Annotated in this window: 16 protein-coding genes and 1 other annotated feature; of the genes, 7 read left to right on the top strand and 9 right to left on the bottom strand. The window is 66.7% G+C overall.

What is annotated here, in order from left to right:
* The first annotated feature begins 103 nt into the window (after positions 1 to 103).
* Complete coding sequence (locus U1703_RS03475; RefSeq protein WP_332784587.1) at positions 104 to 775, top strand: prolyl hydroxylase family protein; 672 nt, start codon at positions 104 to 106, stop codon at positions 773 to 775.
* Positions 776 to 1,019: 244 nt separating this feature from the next.
* On the opposite strand, the gene U1703_RS03470 is transcribed toward U1703_RS03475, so the two are convergent.
* From U1703_RS03470 to U1703_RS03460, 3 genes are all read right to left on the bottom strand, one after another.
* Positions 1,020 to 3,860 (bottom strand): TonB-dependent receptor domain-containing protein, encoded by a 2,841-nt coding sequence (locus tag U1703_RS03470; RefSeq protein ID WP_332784586.1) that lies wholly within the window; start codon positions 3,858 to 3,860, stop codon positions 1,020 to 1,022.
* A 112-nt stretch (positions 3,861 to 3,972) separates the two neighbouring features.
* Positions 3,973 to 5,628, bottom strand: a complete 1,656-nt coding sequence (locus tag U1703_RS03465) for a beta-helix domain-containing protein (protein WP_332784585.1) — start codon at positions 5,626 to 5,628, stop codon at positions 3,973 to 3,975.
* 355 nt (positions 5,629 to 5,983) lie between these two features.
* Positions 5,984 to 6,373, bottom strand: a complete 390-nt coding sequence (locus U1703_RS03460) for a hypothetical protein (RefSeq protein WP_332784584.1) — start codon at positions 6,371 to 6,373, stop codon at positions 5,984 to 5,986.
* Positions 6,254 to 6,309, top strand: a sequence feature (sul1 is cis-regulatory element that is thought to sense ions involved in sulfur or methionine metabolism; They are found in Alphaproteobacteria). (Overlaps the previous gene by 56 nt.)
* On the opposite strand from U1703_RS03460, the gene U1703_RS03455 reads away from it, so the two are divergent.
* Complete coding sequence (locus tag U1703_RS03455; protein WP_332784583.1) at positions 6,367 to 7,857, top strand: SulP family inorganic anion transporter; 1,491 nt, start codon at positions 6,367 to 6,369, stop codon at positions 7,855 to 7,857. The genes U1703_RS03460 and U1703_RS03455 overlap by 7 nt on opposite strands.
* A gap of 47 nt (positions 7,858 to 7,904) precedes the next feature.
* Here U1703_RS03455 and U1703_RS03450 read toward each other — a convergent pair whose 3' ends face one another.
* Both U1703_RS03450 and U1703_RS03445 read right to left on the bottom strand, forming a co-directional pair.
* Positions 7,905 to 8,273 (bottom strand): DUF4440 domain-containing protein, encoded by a 369-nt coding sequence (locus tag U1703_RS03450; RefSeq protein WP_332784582.1) that lies wholly within the window; start codon positions 8,271 to 8,273, stop codon positions 7,905 to 7,907.
* A gap of 34 nt (positions 8,274 to 8,307) precedes the next feature.
* Complete coding sequence (locus U1703_RS03445) at positions 8,308 to 8,541, bottom strand: hypothetical protein (RefSeq protein ID WP_332784581.1); 234 nt, start codon at positions 8,539 to 8,541, stop codon at positions 8,308 to 8,310.
* 32 nt (positions 8,542 to 8,573) lie between these two features.
* Here U1703_RS03445 and U1703_RS03440 point away from each other — a divergent pair, with 32 nt between their 5' ends.
* Positions 8,574 to 9,434 (top strand): type 1 glutamine amidotransferase, encoded by an 861-nt coding sequence (locus U1703_RS03440; protein WP_332784580.1) that lies wholly within the window; start codon positions 8,574 to 8,576, stop codon positions 9,432 to 9,434.
* 15 nt (positions 9,435 to 9,449) lie between these two features.
* Here the strand turns inward: U1703_RS03440 and U1703_RS03435 are convergent, their stop codons facing one another.
* Together U1703_RS03435 and U1703_RS03430 are read right to left on the bottom strand one after the other, a co-directional pair.
* The gene (locus U1703_RS03435; protein ID WP_332784579.1) at positions 9,450 to 10,949 is read right to left on the bottom strand and encodes an FAD-dependent oxidoreductase; all 1,500 of its coding nucleotides are present in this window, start codon (positions 10,947 to 10,949) and stop codon (positions 9,450 to 9,452) included.
* A 35-nt stretch (positions 10,950 to 10,984) separates the two neighbouring features.
* Positions 10,985 to 11,554 (bottom strand): Dps family protein, encoded by a 570-nt coding sequence (locus U1703_RS03430; RefSeq protein ID WP_320452645.1) that lies wholly within the window; start codon positions 11,552 to 11,554, stop codon positions 10,985 to 10,987.
* Positions 11,555 to 11,761: 207 nt separating this feature from the next.
* On the opposite strand from U1703_RS03430, the gene U1703_RS03425 reads away from it, so the two are divergent.
* Together U1703_RS03425 and U1703_RS03420 are read left to right on the top strand one after the other, a co-directional pair.
* A complete protein-coding gene (locus U1703_RS03425) occupies positions 11,762 to 13,111 on the top strand; it encodes an alpha/beta hydrolase (protein WP_332784578.1) in 1,350 nt (449 codons plus the stop codon).
* Complete coding sequence (locus U1703_RS03420; RefSeq protein ID WP_332784577.1) at positions 13,108 to 14,646, top strand: GMC family oxidoreductase; 1,539 nt, start codon at positions 13,108 to 13,110, stop codon at positions 14,644 to 14,646. Before U1703_RS03425 ends, U1703_RS03420 begins: the two co-directional genes overlap by 4 nt.
* Before the next feature lie 34 nt (positions 14,647 to 14,680).
* Here the strand turns inward: U1703_RS03420 and U1703_RS03415 are convergent, their stop codons facing one another.
* The gene (locus U1703_RS03415; protein WP_332784576.1) at positions 14,681 to 16,252 is read right to left on the bottom strand and encodes a DHA2 family efflux MFS transporter permease subunit; all 1,572 of its coding nucleotides are present in this window, start codon (positions 16,250 to 16,252) and stop codon (positions 14,681 to 14,683) included.
* A 106-nt stretch (positions 16,253 to 16,358) separates the two neighbouring features.
* Here U1703_RS03415 and U1703_RS03410 point away from each other — a divergent pair, with 106 nt between their 5' ends.
* Both U1703_RS03410 and U1703_RS03405 read left to right on the top strand, forming a co-directional pair.
* Positions 16,359 to 17,411 carry a type III polyketide synthase gene (locus tag U1703_RS03410; protein WP_332784575.1) on the top strand — a complete coding sequence of 351 codons (1,053 nt, stop codon included), beginning with the start codon at positions 16,359 to 16,361 and terminating at the stop codon, positions 17,409 to 17,411.
* On the top strand, positions 17,408 to 17,926 hold the full coding sequence (locus U1703_RS03405; protein WP_332784574.1) for an isoprenylcysteine carboxyl methyltransferase family protein: 519 nt from the start codon (positions 17,408 to 17,410) through the stop codon (positions 17,924 to 17,926). Before U1703_RS03410 ends, U1703_RS03405 begins: the two co-directional genes overlap by 4 nt.
* Here U1703_RS03405 and U1703_RS03400 read toward each other — a convergent pair.
* Positions 17,889 to 18,149, bottom strand: a complete 261-nt coding sequence (locus U1703_RS03400) for a hypothetical protein (protein WP_332784573.1) — start codon at positions 18,147 to 18,149, stop codon at positions 17,889 to 17,891. The two genes, U1703_RS03405 and U1703_RS03400, sit on opposite strands and share 38 nt — an antisense overlap.
* Positions 18,150 to 18,294: the final 145 nt, after the last annotated feature.

The raw sequence follows: 18,294 nt of genomic DNA, 5'->3' as shown, positions 1-18,294 counted from the left end.
TTCAGGCCCTAGGCATGGCATGTTACAGTCCTGCGTCAAAGCCTCGAAACATGTTCGTCACCTCGAAACATGATCGTCACAGGGGTTTTGCAGGGATGGACCGATGAACACCTCTTCCGACCCCATGCCGATGCTGGACAACGGCCTCGACCCGACAACGATCATCCAGCGGCTGGCCGCGACGCCGGGCGTGCAGCGACTGCCCGATCCCCGGCTGACGCTGTTCGTGAAGCGCGACGTCCTGCCGCCAGACCTGTGCGCCGCGCTGATGACCCGAATCGATGCGGTCCGCCGTCCCTCGACCATCGCCGACGCCAATGGCGATGCCGCCTATCGCACCAGCGAGACGGGCGACCTGCCCACCGACGATCCGGCGGTGATGGAAACCGAGCGGCTGATCGCGATGCTGACCGGCCTGTCGGGCGAATATGGCGAACCGATCCAGGGCCAGCGCTATGCCGTCGGCCAGGAATTCAAGCAGCATACCGATTATTTCGAGCCCCAGGGCCTGGACTATCATCGTTACTGCGGCGTGTCGGGCAACCGGACCTGGACCGTGATGCTGTACCTCAACACGCCGGGTGCCGGTGGCGCCACGCGCTTCAAGGTGGTGGACAAGGTGATCCAGCCCGAACCCGGCAAGATGGTCGCCTGGAGCAATCGCCGCGCCGACGGCTCGCCCAACCCTGCCACCCTGCATCAGGCGATGAAGGTGCGCGCGGGGGCAAAGTACGTCATCACGAAATGGTATCGCGAGTTGCCCTGGCAGGGGTGAGGGCCTCTCCGGTCGCACTGAGCGGCGTCGAAGTCCACGCCGTACCTGTGCGGCTTGGCGGAGCCCATCCCATGGCCTTCGACTCGGCTCGGGCCGAACGGCGTATTGGATTGAGCCCCACCCCCAACCTCCGTTCAGGCTGAGCGAAGTCGAAGCCTACGCCCGGCCCCCTCCCCGCAAAACGAAAAGGCCGCCGCCCGGATCGCTCCGGAAGACGGCCGTCTCGCACCAATCCCCAAAAGGGTCAGAAGGTCGTGCTGATCCCCAGCGAGAAGATGCGGCCCAGATTGTACCGGTTGAGATACACGAACCGGCCATTCCCGAAGTCCTGCCGCTCGTTATAGCGCGTGCGGGTCAGGTTGCGGGCTTCGGCCTTCAGTTCGAACTTGCCGCCCATCAGCTCGAAGCCCTGGCGTGCGACGACGTCCAGGCGGATGCCCGGTACTTCGACGATATCGGGCTGAAACCCGTTGCCCGACAGGTTGGACGGGCCGCGATTGGTCACGCGGTTGCTGGCATAGTTGAACAGCACCGTCACCTGCGACAGCGCGGCGGTGTCCTCGACGCCCAGCTGCAGGTTGACCAGATGGTCCGACTGGCCGGTCAGCGATGCGCCGTCGCGGAACAGCAGCCGCGCCGGGCCGAAGCCCGAGGCGCAGCCCGCCAGGCCCGGCGACCCTTGCGCCGCCGCCGGGTTGGGCACGCAGGACGCGTCGGCTTTGATCTGCGACTTGGTGTAGGTGTAGTTCGCGATCGCGACGAGGCGGCGGGTGGCGAAGAAATCGCCGCCCAGGCCCGCCAGCGGCACATATTTCTGCAACTCGACTTCCGCGCCGTAGAGCGTGGCCGAGGGCAGATAGGTGAAGCCCGTCTGCAACCGGTCGTCCGCGCCGGTGTAGAAGCCGACCTGCTCGATCGGGTTCTTGATCCGCTTGTAGAAGCCCGCCAGCGTGAAGCGCTGGTCGCGCGCGTAGAACCATTCGTAGCGTGCTTCGAGGTTCCACAACTCGCTGTCGCGCAGGTTTGGGTTACCGAAGAACAGGCGGTCCGAGTCCGGATCGCGGAACTGCTGCGGCGCGAGTTCGCGGAACTGCGGGCGCGAGATGGTCTTCGCGCCACTCGCGCGAAGCTGCATGTCGGCGGCGAAGTTCCAGGTCAGCGTGCCCGCTGGCAGGAAATAGTTGTTCTTCAACCGCGTCGTCGCGCTCTGCACCGGCGTCACCGTCTCGATCGCCGTTTCGTAGCGGAGACCCGCCACCGCGCGCAGACCGTCGGCCACTTCCGATTCCGCCTGCACGTAACCGGCATGGACGTTCAGCTTGGCGTCGTAGGCATAGGCACCCGCCTGCGTCGAGAATTGCAGCTGGAGCGTACACGCCCCCTGCCCACGCAGCGGACAGGCATTGTTCACGACGTCCGGGCTCAGCAGATAGTCGGGACGATAGAGATTGTACGGGAAGCCCGGCGCGGTGCCCGCACCGTCGCTGGTCTGGTAGTTGAACTGGACACGGCTCGAATAGCGGTCCGTGCCCTGGTAGAAATAGCCGGTGCTCAGCGTAATCGGACGATCGCTGTCGATCTTGTAGGAAAGGTCGGCCTGACCGGTCCACAGATTCTCGTTCAATTCCGAGAAGATGATCGAGGCGAACGGGGTGAAGCGCTGCGTCACCTGATATGCGCCGTTGCACTGGAACCCGCCCGCACCGTTCGCGCCGTCATAGCTGATCGGCAGGCCGTTGGTCGTGCGTGCCGAGCACAGATAGTCGAACTGGCGTTCGTACGGCGCGTTGCGCTTCGAATTGGCGAAGGCGCCGCGCGCGTCGAACTTCAGCGCGTCGGTCAGCTTGAACTCGCCGACCAGCTGGCTTTCGATCAGTTGGCGCTCGAACCAGTTGGTGTTCTGCTGGAAGCGCAGGCCGCTGGCGTTGTTATAGACTTCGGCCGCCGAACCGCGACCCTGCTTTAGCGTGTCGTGGATATAGACGTTGGTCCAGCGCACCGTGTTGTCGCCGAACTCGTAACCCAGGCCGACCAGCGCGTTGGCGACGATGCGGTTGTCGGTCAGCAGCGTGCGATAATCGTTGCGCAGCGTGCCGTCCGCCGACACCGAGTCCTGCTGGATCGCCGAGCGGGTGCGGAAGGTGTTGGAGAGCGAGAGCGACGAGATCACGCCCAGCCGGTCGCTGCCGATGTCGAACACCGAACCGGCCGACAGCTCGCCCGACAGGTTGGCGGGCAGCTGGTTGTTACGCTGGAGCAGTGTGGTCGAGGCGTTGGACAGGCCGAGCAGCTGCGACGCGGGCACGATACCCGAACCGCGCCCCGCCTGCACGTCGCGCACGAACTGCGGCACGCCGCGCGTGCCGTCGTCGAAGCCCAGCCAGTCGGCGTCGCCGCCGCGATAGGTGTAACCCAGCTCGCTGGTCGTCGCATCGTCGGCCGCGACCGTGAAGCCGCCCGAGATGAAGTTCTTGGCCGGGATCGCCTTGGTCGTCAGGTTGATGACGCCGCCGCCGAACTCGCCAGGATAATTGACCGAATAGGTCTTCTGGACCAGCGCCGAGCCGACGATGGTGGTCGGGAAGATGTCGAGCGGCACCGAACGGCGCAGCGGCTCGGGGCTGGGCAGCGGCGAGCCGTTGAGCAGCGACGAGGAATAACGGTCACCCAGGCCACGGACATAGACGAAGCCGCCACCCACGACCGACAGGCCGGTGACGCGAGTCAGCGCGCCCGCAATGTCGCCCTCGCCCGTGCGCGCGATGTCGGCGGCGGACAGGACCGAGACGATCTGCGGCGTGGCGCGGATCGTGTTGGGGATGTTGCGGCCGACGACCACGATCTCGTTGCTGGACGAGGCATCGACGCCGGGGGCCGAGATTTCGACCGGCTCTTCCGCCGACTGGCCATCCTGCCCGGTCGGGGTCTGGCTCTGGGGAGTGGCCTGCCCGTCCGGGCTGGTCGCGGTGGTGCTCGTCTGCGCGGGGGCAGGCGTCGCCCCGCCCGCCGTCTGCGCGAGCAGCGCGGGCGCGACGAGTTGCGAGGTCAGCAGAAGGAGGGAGGCATAAGCGAGGCGTCGCTGCATGGCCGGGTCATCCCGTATCAGATTCTATGGGGAAAAGCCGGGGTGGCATCGAACGCCACCCCGGCCTGCCGTCAGCGCCCGGTCACGGCCGGGCGCAGGGTCGAGCCGGGCCTTAGCGGCCGTCGCAGCTGAAATAGACCGAGGTGAAGACCGGCGGGCCCGCTTCCTGCGGTCCGTTGTTGTCCGTCGGGCCACGACCCGCCGCACGGATCGTGGTGCGATCCTCACCCGAACCGGCTCCTGCCATAATGTTAACACAGGCCACACCGGACTGGGTCGACTTCACGATGCCGTTGATAAAGGTCATGTCCGCACCGCCGCGCAGGCGGATCGCAGCCGGGGCCGCCGCCGTCTGGACGAACGTGAAGTTGGCATAGCGACCGAACGTGCGCGGCAGCAGTTCCTCGGCATTGTTCGAATCGATCTCTGTCGAGAAGCTGTCGGCGGTCGCACCCGATGGACGCTGCGCCGCGATCATGAATTGCATGAAGCCGCGATAGCCATTGTCGATATCGAAGCCGTCATCGTCGGCGCCGGTGATCGCGATATATTTCAGGTTGGACGTTCCGCCAAAGATCTCGATGCCGTCATCGGCCGAATTGTGGCTCTGGATATGATCCAGCACGGTGCCCGAACCCGTACCGCCCAGGGTCAAGCCCTGCAATTCGTTACCTTCCGAGATGGCGATGCCCGAATAGCGGATCTGGACATAGGACATCTGGCCCGACGAGTCGGCCTGGTTCGCGCCGCCATAGAAGCGCCCGGTCACGCCTTCGATCGCCAGCTGACAGCTGGTCGACGAACCGGCGGCGTTGTTCGGGCCGGTGCCGGTGGCGCACACGGCGGTCGGTGCGCGGCCGAGCAGGATGATGCCGCCCCACAGGCCTTGCGTGTTATCGCCAAAATTGGCGTTCCCGCCCAGATTGAACTGGCCCGAAAAGATGATGGGAAGCGTGCGCGTGCCGACCGCCTGGATCTTCGAGCCCCGGTTGACCAGCAGCAGATCGTTGGTGGCTTCGCTCGAATCGTTGAGAACGACCACGCCTGGCTCGATCGTCAGCGTAACACCCGACCCGCCGGACGAACCCAGATCGGTGCCCACCTCGGTCTGGCCACGCAGGCGGTAGAAGACGCCTGCGACCTTGGGCAGGGTCAGATTCGACGTGATGTTCTGCGGCAGGCGGCAGGCCTTACGATTCTGCACCAGGCCGTCGTCGAGCGTGCCCGCCGGGCACGATGCCGCAGAGGCTTCGGCTGTCGTGCCGATATAGGCCGCGAGCGCCGAATTCGAAGAACAGGAACTGCCGCCGCCACCGAAGTCCAGGCCCGGCGCGTTACAGGTCCAGCCCTGGAAGGCCGTGTCGTTCGGACCATTCAGCGCGCCGACATAGTTGGTCGAGGTGAAGAAGCCGTTGATGATCGACGGGTCGGTTGCCGTCGTCAGCGACGTCGCAGTGGTCGGATAGAAGCCGTTCAACACGCCGCCAGTGCCGTTGACGTTATTATTCGAGCCCGCATTGACGATTGCCAGCTGTTCATCGGCGGTAACCGACACATTGTTGACGGCGGTGACGGCGGCGAACTTCGCGGCGGTGATGTTGGCGGTCGGCGGGGTCGTCGGCGACGCGCTGGCCGTCGGCTGCGGCTGGACGATCACGACGCTGCCCGCGCCGGGCGAGGCCACGCTGTCGGCACCGCCGCACGCGGCAAGGGCCGCGCAGGCCGAACTGGTCATGAGTACGAGGCCGAAGCGCTTGAAGCTGCCCATCGCCGAAAAACTCCCGATCTTATCGTTGCTAAGCCGGGCGAACGCCGCCCGATGACCGACTCAAAGACAAGTCCCCCCGTCGATCCCAGCTCGGGCGTTAGGCGCGTCTCATGACGCCAAGATGCAGTTTGGAAGAAACTTTGGTGACAATACTGCGTCAGTTTTGTGAAACCGGCGGACATGCTTGGGTGCCGCCGACAGAAGATTTTGTGCGTCGCGACAAGTTTGGCGAAGCCTTTTGCGGCAAACCGCGTTAATGGGGCCGCGAGGTCGAGCTTCCGCGCGTCCTCGACGCCCCGCTCAAGCTAGTGTCACTACGGATTGGGCGGGGCGTCCCTGACGCCCCCATACATCATCAGGTTAGCGAGGATTTGCGTTTCGGCGCATCCTGTCCCTTGGTGCTGTCTTGGCCCTTGTCCAACGTGTGGCTGGGGCGGCGGGCATCGCCGTCGCGCTGATACTCCGTCGACAAAATGGGGCGCGGGTTTCGGTGGTCGGCTTGATCGGATCGGCCATGGTCGCTCTCCTTGGGCATGGCCTCTAAAGAACAGGAGCAGCGGCGCAGCATCACCCGCCACATGACTTGCGCCAGCCCCCTCCCCTCGCCTATGGACCGGCCCATTCGCAAGGACCCGGTGAAATTCCGGGTGGCTATTCCGGCCGCCGATCCGCCGGACAACAACATGCACGAACGCTTCAAACGCCCAACGGCGTGCTGTTCCCTGTTGTGGATTTCCAATGACATTCGATCTTTCGACCTATCGTCGCCAATGGTTTACCGATGCCGCCGCCGCCAGGCGCGACATCATGGCGGGCATCGTCGTCGCGCTCGCGCTGATTCCCGAAGCCATCGGCTTTTCCATCATCGCGGGCGTCGACCCGCGCGTCGGCCTTTATGCCTCGGTCGCGATCGCGATCGTCATCGCGCTGATCGGTGGGCGACCGGGCATGGTCTCCGCCGCGACCGCCGCCGTCGCCGTCTTGGTCGGCCCGCTGGTGCGCCAGCACGGCGTGGAATATCTGTTCGCCGCCACCATCCTGATGGGCCTGTTCCAAATCCTCGCCGGGCTGCTGCGCCTCGACCTCGTAATGCAGTTCGTCTCGCGATCGGTGATCACCGGCTTCGTCAACGCACTCGCCATCCTGATCTTCATGGCGCAGCTGCCCCAGCTGACCCATGTCGGGTGGCAGACCTATGCCATGGTCGCGGGCGGCCTGGCCGTCATCTATGGCCTGCCGCGAATCACCCGCGCCGTGCCCTCGCCGCTGATCGCGATCCTGGTGTTGAGCGCGATCAGCATCGGGCTGGGCGTGCCGGTCAACACGGTCGGCGACATGGGCGCACTGCCGCAAGGGCTGCCCAGCCTGGCGCTGCCGCAGGTGCCGCTGACCCTCGACACGCTGCGCATCATCCTGCCCTATTCGCTGGCGATGGCGGCGGTCGGGTTGCTCGAGTCGCTGCTGACCGCGCAGATCGTCGACGACATGACCGACACCGACAGCGACAAGCGACGCGAATGTGCCGGGCAAGGGGGGGCGAACATCGTTGCCGCGCTGTTCGGCGGCATGGGCGGCTGTGCGATGATCGGCCAGTCGGTGATCAACGTCACGTCCGGCGGGCGCGGTCGACTGTCGACCTTTGTCGCGGGTGCCTTTCTGCTGTTTCTGCTGGCGGTGCTAGGACCATGGGTCGGACGGGTGCCGATGCCCGCGCTCGTTGCCGTCATGATCATGGTGTCGATCGGCACCTTCAGCTGGAGCTCGATACGCAACCTGCGCCGTCATCCCCCCACCTCGTCGGTGGTCATGCTGACCACGGTCGCGGTCGTCGTCGCCACCCGCGACCTGTCGCTGGGCGTACTGGCGGGCGTACTGCTGTCGGGCATCTTCTTTGCGGGCAAGGTCCAGCGCATGTTCGCGGTCGAGCGCGACGCCACGGCCGAGCGGGCGACCTACAGGGTGACCGGCCAGATCTTCTTCGCCTCGGTCGAGCGTTTCACCCGCGCCTTTCGGTCGGACGAGCCCGCGCGCCATGTCGTCATCGACGTCGGCGCGGCGCATTTCTGGGACATTTCGGGGGTCGGCGCGCTGGACCGGATCGTCGCGCGGCTGCGGCGTGACGGGCGGACGGTCGAAGTCGTCGGTTACAATCGGGCCAGCGCCGACCTGATCGACCGTTTCGCGCTGCACGACAAGACCGGGGTCGAGATGGGCCTGACCCCGCATTGACCGGTGGTCCGGTGCGCCGATCACAGGCGCACCGGACCCGCATGGCCTCAATCGTGGGTCATGGCCTTGGTCAGCGCCGGGGTCTGCTGATGCTGGACGACGCGCCAGACCTCATGCTCCAGGCGACGGATTGTCGAGGTACAATGCGCCTCGTAACGCTCGTCGCCCCGCTGCGCGGCGACGTGATAGCCGATCACGATCAACCCTTCCTGCGGCCGCGATGCCGTCCGCTCGGTCAGCTCGGCGCTGTCCCAGACGGGCGTGTCGGCAACCGCCGCGATCGCGTCCTGGCCGGTCAGCACGAAGGGCGGCTGCGGCAGCACCATGACGACTTCGGCGTCGACCTTTTCACGGTAATTGTCGGGCCCCTCGGTCCACAGGCTCTCTTCGAAGTTCCAAAGGCGATCGTCGTCCATCACATTCTCTCCCGTTAAAAATCTCTGAAAAATCTCAGGCGAAATCGCCGAATTTGGCGGCTTCGTCCTCGACCCGTTCGGGGTCGACCGGCGGCGCGGACGCAGCCTGATCCGGCCGAACGCCGTCGTCGGGATCGGGGCGGACGTCCGGTGCGGGACCCTGTTTGTGGTTTTCGGTCATGTCGCTCGGGGGAACGCACCACGGGCGCGATGGAGCCTTGGCCGTGGAGCAAATCGTCGCCGTCTTTCGGCCGATCGTGTCCGGCATGCGTTGGGGGCGTTCCCGATCGAAAGGTGCCCGTGCCCCATTACCTCATCGCCCAGAGCGAACGCCCCGACGAACGCAAAGCCCGCCGCGCCCGCGCAGGCAAGAGTTCGGGCGAAACCTATGCCGCGACGCTTCGCCAGCTGGAGCCCGGCATCGCGACGACCATCGTGTCTCCGGCGGACGAGGATGCCGAGCCGATGTCGGTCGAGCGGCTCGGCAGCTTCGATGCGGTCTTCCTGACCGGCTCGCCCATGCACGTCTATGAGGACACCGCCCCGGTCCGTCGCCAGATCGCCTTCATGCGCTGCGTCTTTGCGGCGGGCGTGCCGTCCTTCGGCTCGTGCGCGGGGCTGCAGATCGCGGTGACGGCAGCGGGCGGGCGGGTGCGAAAGATGCCGCAGCGGATGGAGGCGGCGATCGCGCGTCGGATCAGCGCCACGGCCGACGGGCGCGACCATCCGCTGCTCGCCGGTCGCCCGCCCAGTTGGGACGCGCCCGCCATCCATAGCGACGAGGTCTGCGAGCTGCCGCCGGGTGCCACCCTGCTCGCCAGCAACGCCATCACCCGCGTCCAGGCCGCCGAGATCCGCCACGATCGCGGCGTCTTCTGGGGGGTGCAATATCATCCCGAATTGGCCCTGCGCGAGATCGCCATCGCGGTTGCCGCGCAGGCCACCGAACTGGTCGAGGCGGGGCTGGCCCGGCATGAAGGCGATGTCGAAGCTCGCGCCGCCGAGATCGACGCGCTGCATGACTATCCCGACAGCCGGTCACTGCGCTGGTCGCTCGGGGTGGATGGTGAATTCGCGGAGAAACGCCTGCGGCGGCGGGAGATCGTCAACTTCCTGAACCATGTCTGCCAGCGGCGCGGTGAAGCACCCCTGGCGGACTAGCGTCGGCCGGACAGGTCAATCGCGTTCCCAACGATGCTCCTGCTCCAGTGCGAAGACATCGCGCCCGGCGGTCAGCACCGCCTGATCACGGCCGTCCTCGGCAAAGGTCACCGCAAAGTCGCGATCGGCGATCTTGCCGTCGATATGGCGGTCCTCGGGGCTTTCGACATGGCCGACATAGCGCAGGCTGAGGTCATAATGTCCCGACCAGAAGAACGGCACCGCATCATAGGCATCGTCCGTCTGGCCCAACAGATGCCGCGCCAGCCACTGGCCCATACGCTGCGCGACGACCCAATGCTCGACGCGGATCGGATGACCCAGCCGGCGATCGGGCGCATTAGCGATATCGCCGATGGCGTGGATGGCAGGATCGGAGGTGCGCAGCATCGCATCGACCTGAACGCCGCCGCCCGCCGTCTTGTCCGCCAGGATCAGCCCGGCCGCCTCCGCCAGCATGGTTCGCGGCTTTGCCCCCAACCCGGCGACGAGAATGTCACCCGCCACCTGGCTGCCGTCATCCAGCATCGCACCATGCCCGTCCCACCGGGCGACGCGCCGACCGAGATGGAAGGTCACGCCCTTCGACTCGTGCAGCGCCTGGATCATGCCGCCGACTTCGGGTCCGGCGGTCTTTTCCAACGGAAGATCGGCATCCGACACAACCGAAACCGTCAAACCCCGCCCGATGAGCGACGCCGCGACCTCCAGCCCGATATAGCTCGATCCGATCACCACGGCGGACCCTGCCTGGTCCAGCGCAGCGATCACACGGTCGGCGTCCGCCAGGCTGCGCACGACATGCACGTCTTGTCGGTCCGCGCCGTAGAAATCGGGCCGCATCGCCTCCGCACCGGTCGCCAGGACCAGCGTGCCGTAAGGCACCCGCTCGCCCGTGCCGAGCAAGACCGACTTGGCATCGCGATCGATCTTCGACACCGAGACGCCGGTGCGCAGATCGACGCCGTCCAGGCCCGGCAGCGTCAGGTCGTCGCGCTCCGCCTTGCCCGCCAGATATTGTTTCGAACAGAAGGTGCGGTCGTAGGGCGCATCGGCCTCTTCATCGAGGATGGTGACCGACGCCCCCGCACCGTGACGGGCCAGCATCTCGGCACAGGCATGACCGGCCGCACCCGCACCGATGATCACCACCCGACCGACTGGCGGAGTAGCCCCGGAGGCGGAAGGTTCGCCCGTCGCGGCGGCCGCAACCCGCACCTTGCCATCCTCCTCGACCACGTCGAAACGGTCGAGCGGGGCAAAGGCGGGGGCGTCGACCGCCTCGCCTGTCGCAAGGTCGAACCGGGCATGGTGGAACGGACAGCGGATGGTGCCATCCGCCACGATGCCATCGGCCAGCGGCGCCTTCAAATGGGTGCAGATGCCCGACAGCGCGCAGACGCGGCCCTGATGGCGGACCAGGACCACATCCTGCCCGTCCAGCATCCCGGCGACGATGCGCCCTTCCTCGAGCTCGGTGGAGGCGATGCCGTCCGCCAGATCACGTTCCGCCATCGCCGCCTCACCTCTTGCCCGAAAATTTCCGCTTGTCAGTCCGCGCGCTGGAGCGCCGTGGCGGCCAGATGCTCGCCGATGAACCATACCTGCGGCTCGCCGGTGCGGATGATGTCGCTGACCAGCAGGTCGTTGGTGCCGTCGTCGCCCGACTCGTCGGCGGTCTTGGCACCCTCATGTGCTTCCTCGAGGACGATCTTGTGCGCCTCGAGCAGGCGCGCCAGCATCGTCGGCACGTCTTCGCGGCCGCGCGGCGGGCGTGGAATCTTGGTCATTTCCGCCACGTCGTGCGGCGTGGCGATGCTGATGCCGCCCAGCGACTGGATACGCTCGGCCACCATGTCGACCAGTTCGGCCTGCTTTTCGTAGTGCGTGTCGAGCAGCAGATGCAGCTGGTAGAAGGTCGCGCCCGACATCTGCCAGTGATGCTTCTTGTACAGGTCGCGCAGCATCATGGTGTCGGCCAGAACCTGGTTCAGGATCGACACGCTCTGCTTGCGGGCATTGTCGGACAGGCCGAGCGGCAGGTCCTTCAACGTCCCGAACGCCTGAATCTCGCGATATTCGATATTGTATTGCGGCTGTGCCTGATCAGTATCGGCCATGACGTCACTCCGTTCCTATGAGGTTCATGAAGGGATCGGGTGGCGAAGCGCATGATGATGCGTGATGTTCCATAAATTCGGCGATAGCGGTATCGGACCCTGCTCAGCCGATCATGATGCAAATTAATTTCAATACAGCGGTCACGGACGGGAACGCTCCCGCTCCGGCGGGCGTCCAGCATGGGATTTTCCCCCGGACGAGGCCGCATGACCCAACCAACCCTGGTTTTTCTTCACGCTCTTGGCGCCAGTGGCCGGGAATGGGATCTGGTGCGCCGTCACCTGCCCGACCTGCCCGCCATCGCGATCGACCTGCCCGGCTTCGGCGACAGTGCCGATCAGGGTTACCGGGATGTGATGGCGATGGCCGACGGCTTGGCCGACACGATCCGCGAACACCGGCTGACGGCGTGCGTCCTGGTCGGGCACAGCATGGGCGGCAAGATCGCCACCTTGGTCGCCGCACGGGCCGAGGCGGGCGAAGCCGGACTGGCGGGTGTCGTCGGCGTGGTGCTGGTCGCCGCCTCCCCGCCCTCGCCCGAGCCGATCGAGGATGACCGGCGCGCTCAGATGATCGGCTGGGTCGCGGATGGTCCGGTCGAACGCACGGACGCCGAAACCTTTGTCGACGCCAACACCGCCGCGCCACTGCCCGAGCCGCTTCGCGAACATGCGATCGCCGATGTCCAGCGGTCCAGCCGCCAGGCTTGGCTCGGCTGGCTGGAACGGGGCAGCCGCGAGGATTGGAGCAGGCAGGCCGGGACCATCGCGATGCCCGCCCTGATCGTGGCAGGCGGCGAGGACGGCGATCTGGGCGAGGATGCGCAGCGGCGGCTGAACCTGCCCCATTATGCGGCGGGCGAGGTGCGCGTGGTCGAGGGTGCGGCGCATCTGATCCCCTATGAACAGCCCCAAGCTTTGGCCGAGCTGATCGGCGGGCATGTCGCGGCGCTGTCGCCGACTCTGTTGCCGCCGGGTTTCGTCCGCTTGCTGGGTTCCGACCGGGTCAGCCAGCGGACACGCACCGCGATGCTGGCACGCACGCGCCCGGTCGCCGATCGTGACGCAGGGTGGACCGATACCGAGTTGACCACCGTCGTCGCGCTCGTGGCGCATGTCCTGCCCGGTTGTCGCGATGCCCGTGACCTGGCCCGCCGGATCGGCGCGGGCCTGAACGGCGCGGGCGACGGTTGGCGCTTTGCCGACCTGCCCCCCGACCGCGAGGCATGGACGCGCGGGCTGGCGACGCTGGATTCGCTGGGCGGCGGTTTCACGACCCTCGATCACGCCGCGCAGGCCGCACTGCTGGAACGCATCGCCGCCGGGGATGCGGGAAGTGAGGACGACACGCGGCTTTCGGCCCACCAGATGATGCTGTGGTTCCAGGATGTCCGCGCCGAGATCGTTCGCCAGTGGATGGCCACCCCGGCCGCCATGGCCGCGATCGGCTATGACGGTTTCGCGGTCGGCGGCGATGGCCCGCGCAAACAGGGTTACACCCGCACCGCCGCCGACGACATCGAACAATGGCAGCACGCCCCGGAGACGACCGCATGACCCGCCCCCCTTATGCCGAGCAGGACGTCGTCGATGCCGTGGTCATCGGCACCGGTGCGGGCGGTGCGCCCCTGCTGGCGCGTCTAGCCGAGGCGGGCCTGTCCGTCGTGGCGCTGGAGGCCGGGCGCGCCTTTCGCCCCGACGAGCATGTCGCCGACGAGATGGCGGCCGACATCTACTGGATGGAGGAGCGGCTGAGCGGCGGCGCGGACCCGACCGCCTTTGGCTCGAACAATTCGGGCATGGGGGTCGGCGGCTCGACGCTGCACTGGGGCGCCTTTTGTCCCCGCCCCGATCCGCGCGACCTGCAATTGCGGACGCTGACCGGCCAGGGTGCGGACTGGCCGATCCCCCATGCCGAGCTGATCGCCTATATCAAGGAGGTCGAAGGGTTTACCGGCGTGTCCGGCCCCGCCCGCTATCCATGGGACGACAGCCGCCGCTATGCCTATCCACCGGTCGCGCGCAATGCCTCGGCCGATGCGATGGCGCGCGGGTGCGCGGCGCTGGGCATCACCGCCACCGACGCGCCTGCCGCGCTGGTTTCGCGTGATCGGGACCAGCCGCATTGGGGCCAGCGCCAGGCGTGCGTGAGTTGCGGCACCTGTCACCAGGGTTGCCGCAACGCCGCCAAGACCAGCATGGATACCAGCTATCTGCCCATGGCCATCGCGCACGGTGCCGAGATTCGACCAGAGGCGCGCGTCGTGTCGTTCGAACAGGACCAGCAAGGGCGGATCACCGCCGTCGTCTATCGCCAGCACGGCCAGGAACACCGCCAGCGGTGCAAGGCGGTGTTCCTGTGCGCGGGCGGCGTGGAAAGCCCGCGCCTGCTGCTGAACCTGGGGCTCGCCAATTCCAGCGGGCAGGTCGGCCGCAACTTCATGGCGCATGTCGCCACCCAGGTCTGGGGCCGGTTCGAGGCCGAGATGCGGATGAACCGGGGCTACCCCTCGTCGCTGATCACCGAGGATCTGATGCGGCCCGAGGATGCCGATTTCGTCGGCGGCTATCTGATCCAGAGCCTGGGCGTCCTGCCGGTCAATCTGGCGACCGGGCTGGCGCGCGGTGCGGGCATGTGGGGCCAGCGGCTTCAGAACCTGCTCCACGGCTATAACCGCATGGCGGGGATCGGGATCAACGGCGACTGCCTGCCGCATCCCGACAACCGCCTGACCCTGTCGGACGAAACCGACGCCTTCGGCCAGCGCAAGGCGCGGATCGATTTCAGCTATCACGCCAACGAACGCGCCATCGACCGCCATTCGCGCGACACGATGACCGCGATCTGGGAAGCGGCGGGCGCCAGCGACATCTTCGCGGTCGACCGCTCGGCGCACACCATCGGCACATGCCGCATGGGCGACAATGGCGACGAGGCCGTGGTGGATGCCGATGGCCGCAGCTTCGACATCCCCAACCTGCTGATCTGCGACAATTCGGTGTTCCCGAGCGCGCTGGCCGCAAACCCCGCGCTGACGATCATGGCGATGAGCCTGCGCACCGCCGACCGGTTCCTGGCGGCGGGCCGGTAATGGGAAAGGCCGGGGACTCCGCGTTTCCGGCCACTCATTCGGTCGGCGTGCGGCGTACCCAGAAGACCGCGATCAGGGCGATCGCGGTCAATATCCCGCACATCGCCCAGGCCGCATTGATCGATGGCACCAGCGCGGCCTTTTCCACCAGCGGCCGCACCATCTCCATGGCGAAGTCGTCGACCGGCTGTCCGCGCTGCTCCAGAAAGGCGTCCTTAGGAATGCCGATGCGCAACGCGGTGTCGAGGTCGCCCGCCTGAAGCCGGCCGGCGATGTGGCGGCCCTCGGTCGCCGCCCGGCTGAAGATCATCGTATCGACCAGCGCCAGTCCGACCGCGCCGCCCAGATTGCGCATAAGGTTGAACAGCCCGCTGCCATCGGCGACCAATGTGCGTGGCAGGCGGCCCAGCGCCATGCGGGTCGGCGGCAACAGGCAGAACATGATCGCCGCCCCACGCACGATCTGCGGCAGGATCATCGCATGAAAGTCGGTCTGCGCCGTCTGCCCCATGCTCATCAGCAGGCCGGCCGCGAACAACGCGAAGCCGAAGGCGGTCAGCCAGCGCGGATCGAAGCGCCGCTCCGCCCACACCGCGATCGGCGCGGTCACGAGTTGCGCGATGCCGGTGACCAGCATGATCTCCCCGATGCGCAGCGCGCCGTGCCCGCGCACCAGCCCCAGGAAGAAGGGCATCAGATAGGTCGAACCGAACAGGCCGAAGCCCAGGACGAAGCTGAACAAACATCCGATGGCGAAATTGCGGTCGGCAAAGCACCGCAACTCGACCAGCGGCGACGCCGCACGCCACGTCCGCACGACAAAGCCGATGCCGCACGCGATGAAGACCGCCAGCAGGCCCAGCACCCGCGCATCGCCCCACCCCCGCGTCGGCGCATCCTTCAACCCGATCTGCAACGCGACGAGCGCCCCGGCGAGCAGGACCAGCGCCACGATATCGATCGCCCGGGCGCCCCCCGATCGCTCGACCGCCGCCTGCCCTCGCAACAGCCAAGCGACGCCGATCGCCGCGGCGATGCCCGGCACGATGTTGATGCGGAACAGCCAGTGCCAGGAAAAGGACTGCGTCACCCAACCGCCGACGATCGGCCCGATGGTGGGCGCCAGCACCGCCGCCACCCCGGCGATCGTCGTCGCCAGCCCCTGCACCCGCACCGGAAACAGCAGGAACACCGCAGAGAACACGATCGGGATCAAAGTGCCGCCCGAAAAGCCCTGGACGACGCGCCACAGGATCAGGCTCTCGAAATGGTCGCTCATCGCACAACCGATCGAGGCGAGCGTGAACAGGCTGACCGCGCCGACGAACAGCCGCCGCATCCCCAGCACGTCGGTGAGATAACCGGTCAGCGGAATCGCGACGATCTCGGCGGTCAGGTACGCGGTCTGGATCCACACCATCTGGTCGGTCGGAATCCGCAGCGCGGCCTGGATCGTGGGAAGCGAGGTCGCGACGATCTGCACGTCCAGGATCGCCATGAACATGCCCAGGCACATGAAGGTGAAGCCCGCCCAGGAGGCCAGCCCGGTCTTTTGCGGTTCGGCGATGGGCGATGCGACCGCCGCTGTCCTGTCGTCGCTTCGCATACCCTCGGTCCGCTCCTCTATTTCGCGACAGGATGAACCAGCCGCGACGCGGATCGTTGCGCACCAGTATCCATTTCCGCCGGTCGCCCGGCTACTCGGACGGTGCATGTCTCAACCGGTTGCCCTTTTGTCGCTTGCGACGCGCACGCCCCGCCATCGACTCTCCCAGGATCAGGCCCTCGCCACCGCACGTGAACTGATCGGCGATCGCTTCACCGATTTCGATCGGCTTGCCCCGGTCTTCGCCAATGCGGGCATTGCCGAGCGTCAGCTGGCCATGCCGCTCGACTGGTATCGCACCCCCCGCTCGTTCGAGGAGCGCAGCGCCGCCTATCTCGACGTGGCGCTCGACCTGTTCGTCGCGGCGGCCGGTGCAGCGCTGGACGAAGCGGGCGTGACGGCGGATCAGGTCGATACGATCGTCACCGTCTCGTCGACCGGGATCGCGACGCCCAGCCTGGAGGCGCGCGCCATGGCGCGGCTGGCGTTTCGGAACGATGTCCGCCGCGTGCCGGTCTTCGGCCTGGGCTGTGCGGGCGGTGCCACCGGGCTGGCGCTGGCCGCCGATCTGGCGCGGGCGCGGCCGGGATCGACCGTTTTGTTCGTGACGGTCGAACTGTGCAGCCTCGCCTTGCGGACCAACGGCGCGGACAAGGCCGACCTGATCTCGACAGCGCTGTTCGGCGACGGCGCGGCGGCCTGTGTGTTGCGAACCGGTGCGCAGGGCTTCGCTCGCCTGGTCGGCAGTGCGGAGAAGACGTGGAACGACACGCTCGACATCATGGGCTGGCGCACCGAGGAAACCGGTCTGGCCGTCGTCCTGAACCGCGCCATCCCCGCCTTTGTCGAGCGCGAGATGCGCCAGGCGGTGACCGAGATGCTGGGCGCTCAGGGGCTGGCGCTGTCCGACGTCGATCGCTTCATCTGCCACCCCGGCGGCGCGCGCGTGCTGGAGGCGTTGGAAAACGCGCTCGAACTGGAACGCGGTGCGCTGGCAGAGGAACGCACGGTCCTTCACGATCACGGCAACATGTCCGCGCCGACCGTGTTGTTCGTGCTGGACCGGTATCGCCGACGGGGCCTGCCGCCCCGTTCGGTCCTGAGCGCGCTGGGGCCGGGCTTCACCGCCTCCTCGCTGGTGCTGGAGTGCGACCGATGATCCTGCCCTATGCCATCATGGCGTTCGTCACGCTTCAGCGCCTGAGCGAACTGGTCATCGCCAGGCGCAATACCGCACGGCTGATGGCGGCGGGCGCGCGCGAATATGGTGCGAATCACTATCCGGTGATGGTGGCCATGCACACCGCCTGGCTGCTCGCCCTGTGGTTCAGCGTCGGTGACCAGCCGGTATCCTGGCCGCTGCTAATGGTCTTCGTGGTGTTGCAGGGGATGCGAATCTGGGTGCTGGCGACACTGGGTCCGCGCTGGACCACGCGGATCATCGTCCTGTCCGGCGTCTCGCTGGTCGCCAAGGGGCCGTTCCGCTTTCTGCGCCATCCCAATTACGCCGTCGTCACCGCCGAGATCGCGGTCCTGCCGCTGACCTTCGGGCTGGTCGGCATCGCCGCGCTGTTCACGATACTCAACGCGGCGATGCTCTATGTCCGGATCGGCGCGGAGAACCGCGCGCTGGGGCTCAACGCCGGGGCGACGCCGCCTCACGCTCGGCCTTGATCCGCAACATGGCGGCATGACAGGTCGGCGAGGTCTGCTCGATCTTCTGGATCATGCAGCCCTCGACCTTCTTGCGGCTCATCGACTTCATTTCCATCGGACACAGCCGCCGCGCCTCGGCGACACAGGCCTTCTTGCCCTGATCGGGGGTCCCTTGCGCCGCCGCGATACCCGGCGACAGGATCAGCAGGGCGGCACCCAGGGCGAAAGGAATGTGGGTCATTGCGGAAACCTCATGATGGCCGGGTGATCGCGCCACCCCTTCTCCAATACGCATCGCACCGGGAAAAAGGCGCATGGGCGCAAGATGACGGGGTGATGGTCATGAAGCTTGGGGAACCGGGATTTCCATCCGTGTCCCGATCGTC

The sequence above is a fragment of the Sphingomonas flavida genome, from assembly GCF_036663655.1.
Taxonomy (GTDB): Bacteria; Pseudomonadota; Alphaproteobacteria; order Sphingomonadales; family Sphingomonadaceae; genus Sphingomonas.
Note: the sequence above shows the minus strand (reverse complement) of the source record. Positions and strands in the feature narration are given on the sequence as shown.

What these genes read in the sequence shown, in the direction of transcription:
- U1703_RS03450 (WP_332784582.1), bottom strand. Translation starts at nt 8,273, where the DNA reads ATGGACGACGATCGCCTTTGGAACTTCGAAGAGAGCCTGTGGACCGAG.
- U1703_RS03430 (WP_320452645.1), bottom strand. Translation starts at nt 11,554, where the DNA reads ATGGCCGATACTGATCAGGCACAGCCGCAATACAATATCGAATATCGC.
- U1703_RS03445 (WP_332784581.1), bottom strand. Translation starts at nt 8,541, where the DNA reads ATGCCGGACACGATCGGCCGAAAGACGGCGACGATTTGCTCCACGGCC.
- U1703_RS03460 (WP_332784584.1), bottom strand. Translation starts at nt 6,373, where the DNA reads ATGTCATTGGAAATCCACAACAGGGAACAGCACGCCGTTGGGCGTTTG.
- U1703_RS03400 (WP_332784573.1), bottom strand. Translation starts at nt 18,149, where the DNA reads ATGACCCACATTCCTTTCGCCCTGGGTGCCGCCCTGCTGATCCTGTCG.
- U1703_RS03465 (WP_332784585.1), bottom strand. Translation starts at nt 5,628, where the DNA reads ATGGGCAGCTTCAAGCGCTTCGGCCTCGTACTCATGACCAGTTCGGCC.
- U1703_RS03425 (WP_332784578.1), top strand. Translation starts at nt 11,762, where the DNA reads ATGACCCAACCAACCCTGGTTTTTCTTCACGCTCTTGGCGCCAGTGGC.
- U1703_RS03420 (WP_332784577.1), top strand. Translation starts at nt 13,108, where the DNA reads ATGACCCGCCCCCCTTATGCCGAGCAGGACGTCGTCGATGCCGTGGTC.
- U1703_RS03470 (WP_332784586.1), bottom strand. Translation starts at nt 3,860, where the DNA reads ATGCAGCGACGCCTCGCTTATGCCTCCCTCCTTCTGCTGACCTCGCAA.
- U1703_RS03435 (WP_332784579.1), bottom strand. Translation starts at nt 10,949, where the DNA reads ATGGCGGAACGTGATCTGGCGGACGGCATCGCCTCCACCGAGCTCGAG.
- U1703_RS03475 (WP_332784587.1), top strand. Translation starts at nt 104, where the DNA reads ATGAACACCTCTTCCGACCCCATGCCGATGCTGGACAACGGCCTCGAC.
- U1703_RS03455 (WP_332784583.1), top strand. Translation starts at nt 6,367, where the DNA reads ATGACATTCGATCTTTCGACCTATCGTCGCCAATGGTTTACCGATGCC.
- U1703_RS03415 (WP_332784576.1), bottom strand. Translation starts at nt 16,252, where the DNA reads ATGCGAAGCGACGACAGGACAGCGGCGGTCGCATCGCCCATCGCCGAA.
- U1703_RS03405 (WP_332784574.1), top strand. Translation starts at nt 17,408, where the DNA reads ATGATCCTGCCCTATGCCATCATGGCGTTCGTCACGCTTCAGCGCCTG.
- U1703_RS03410 (WP_332784575.1), top strand. Translation starts at nt 16,359, where the DNA reads ATGTCTCAACCGGTTGCCCTTTTGTCGCTTGCGACGCGCACGCCCCGC.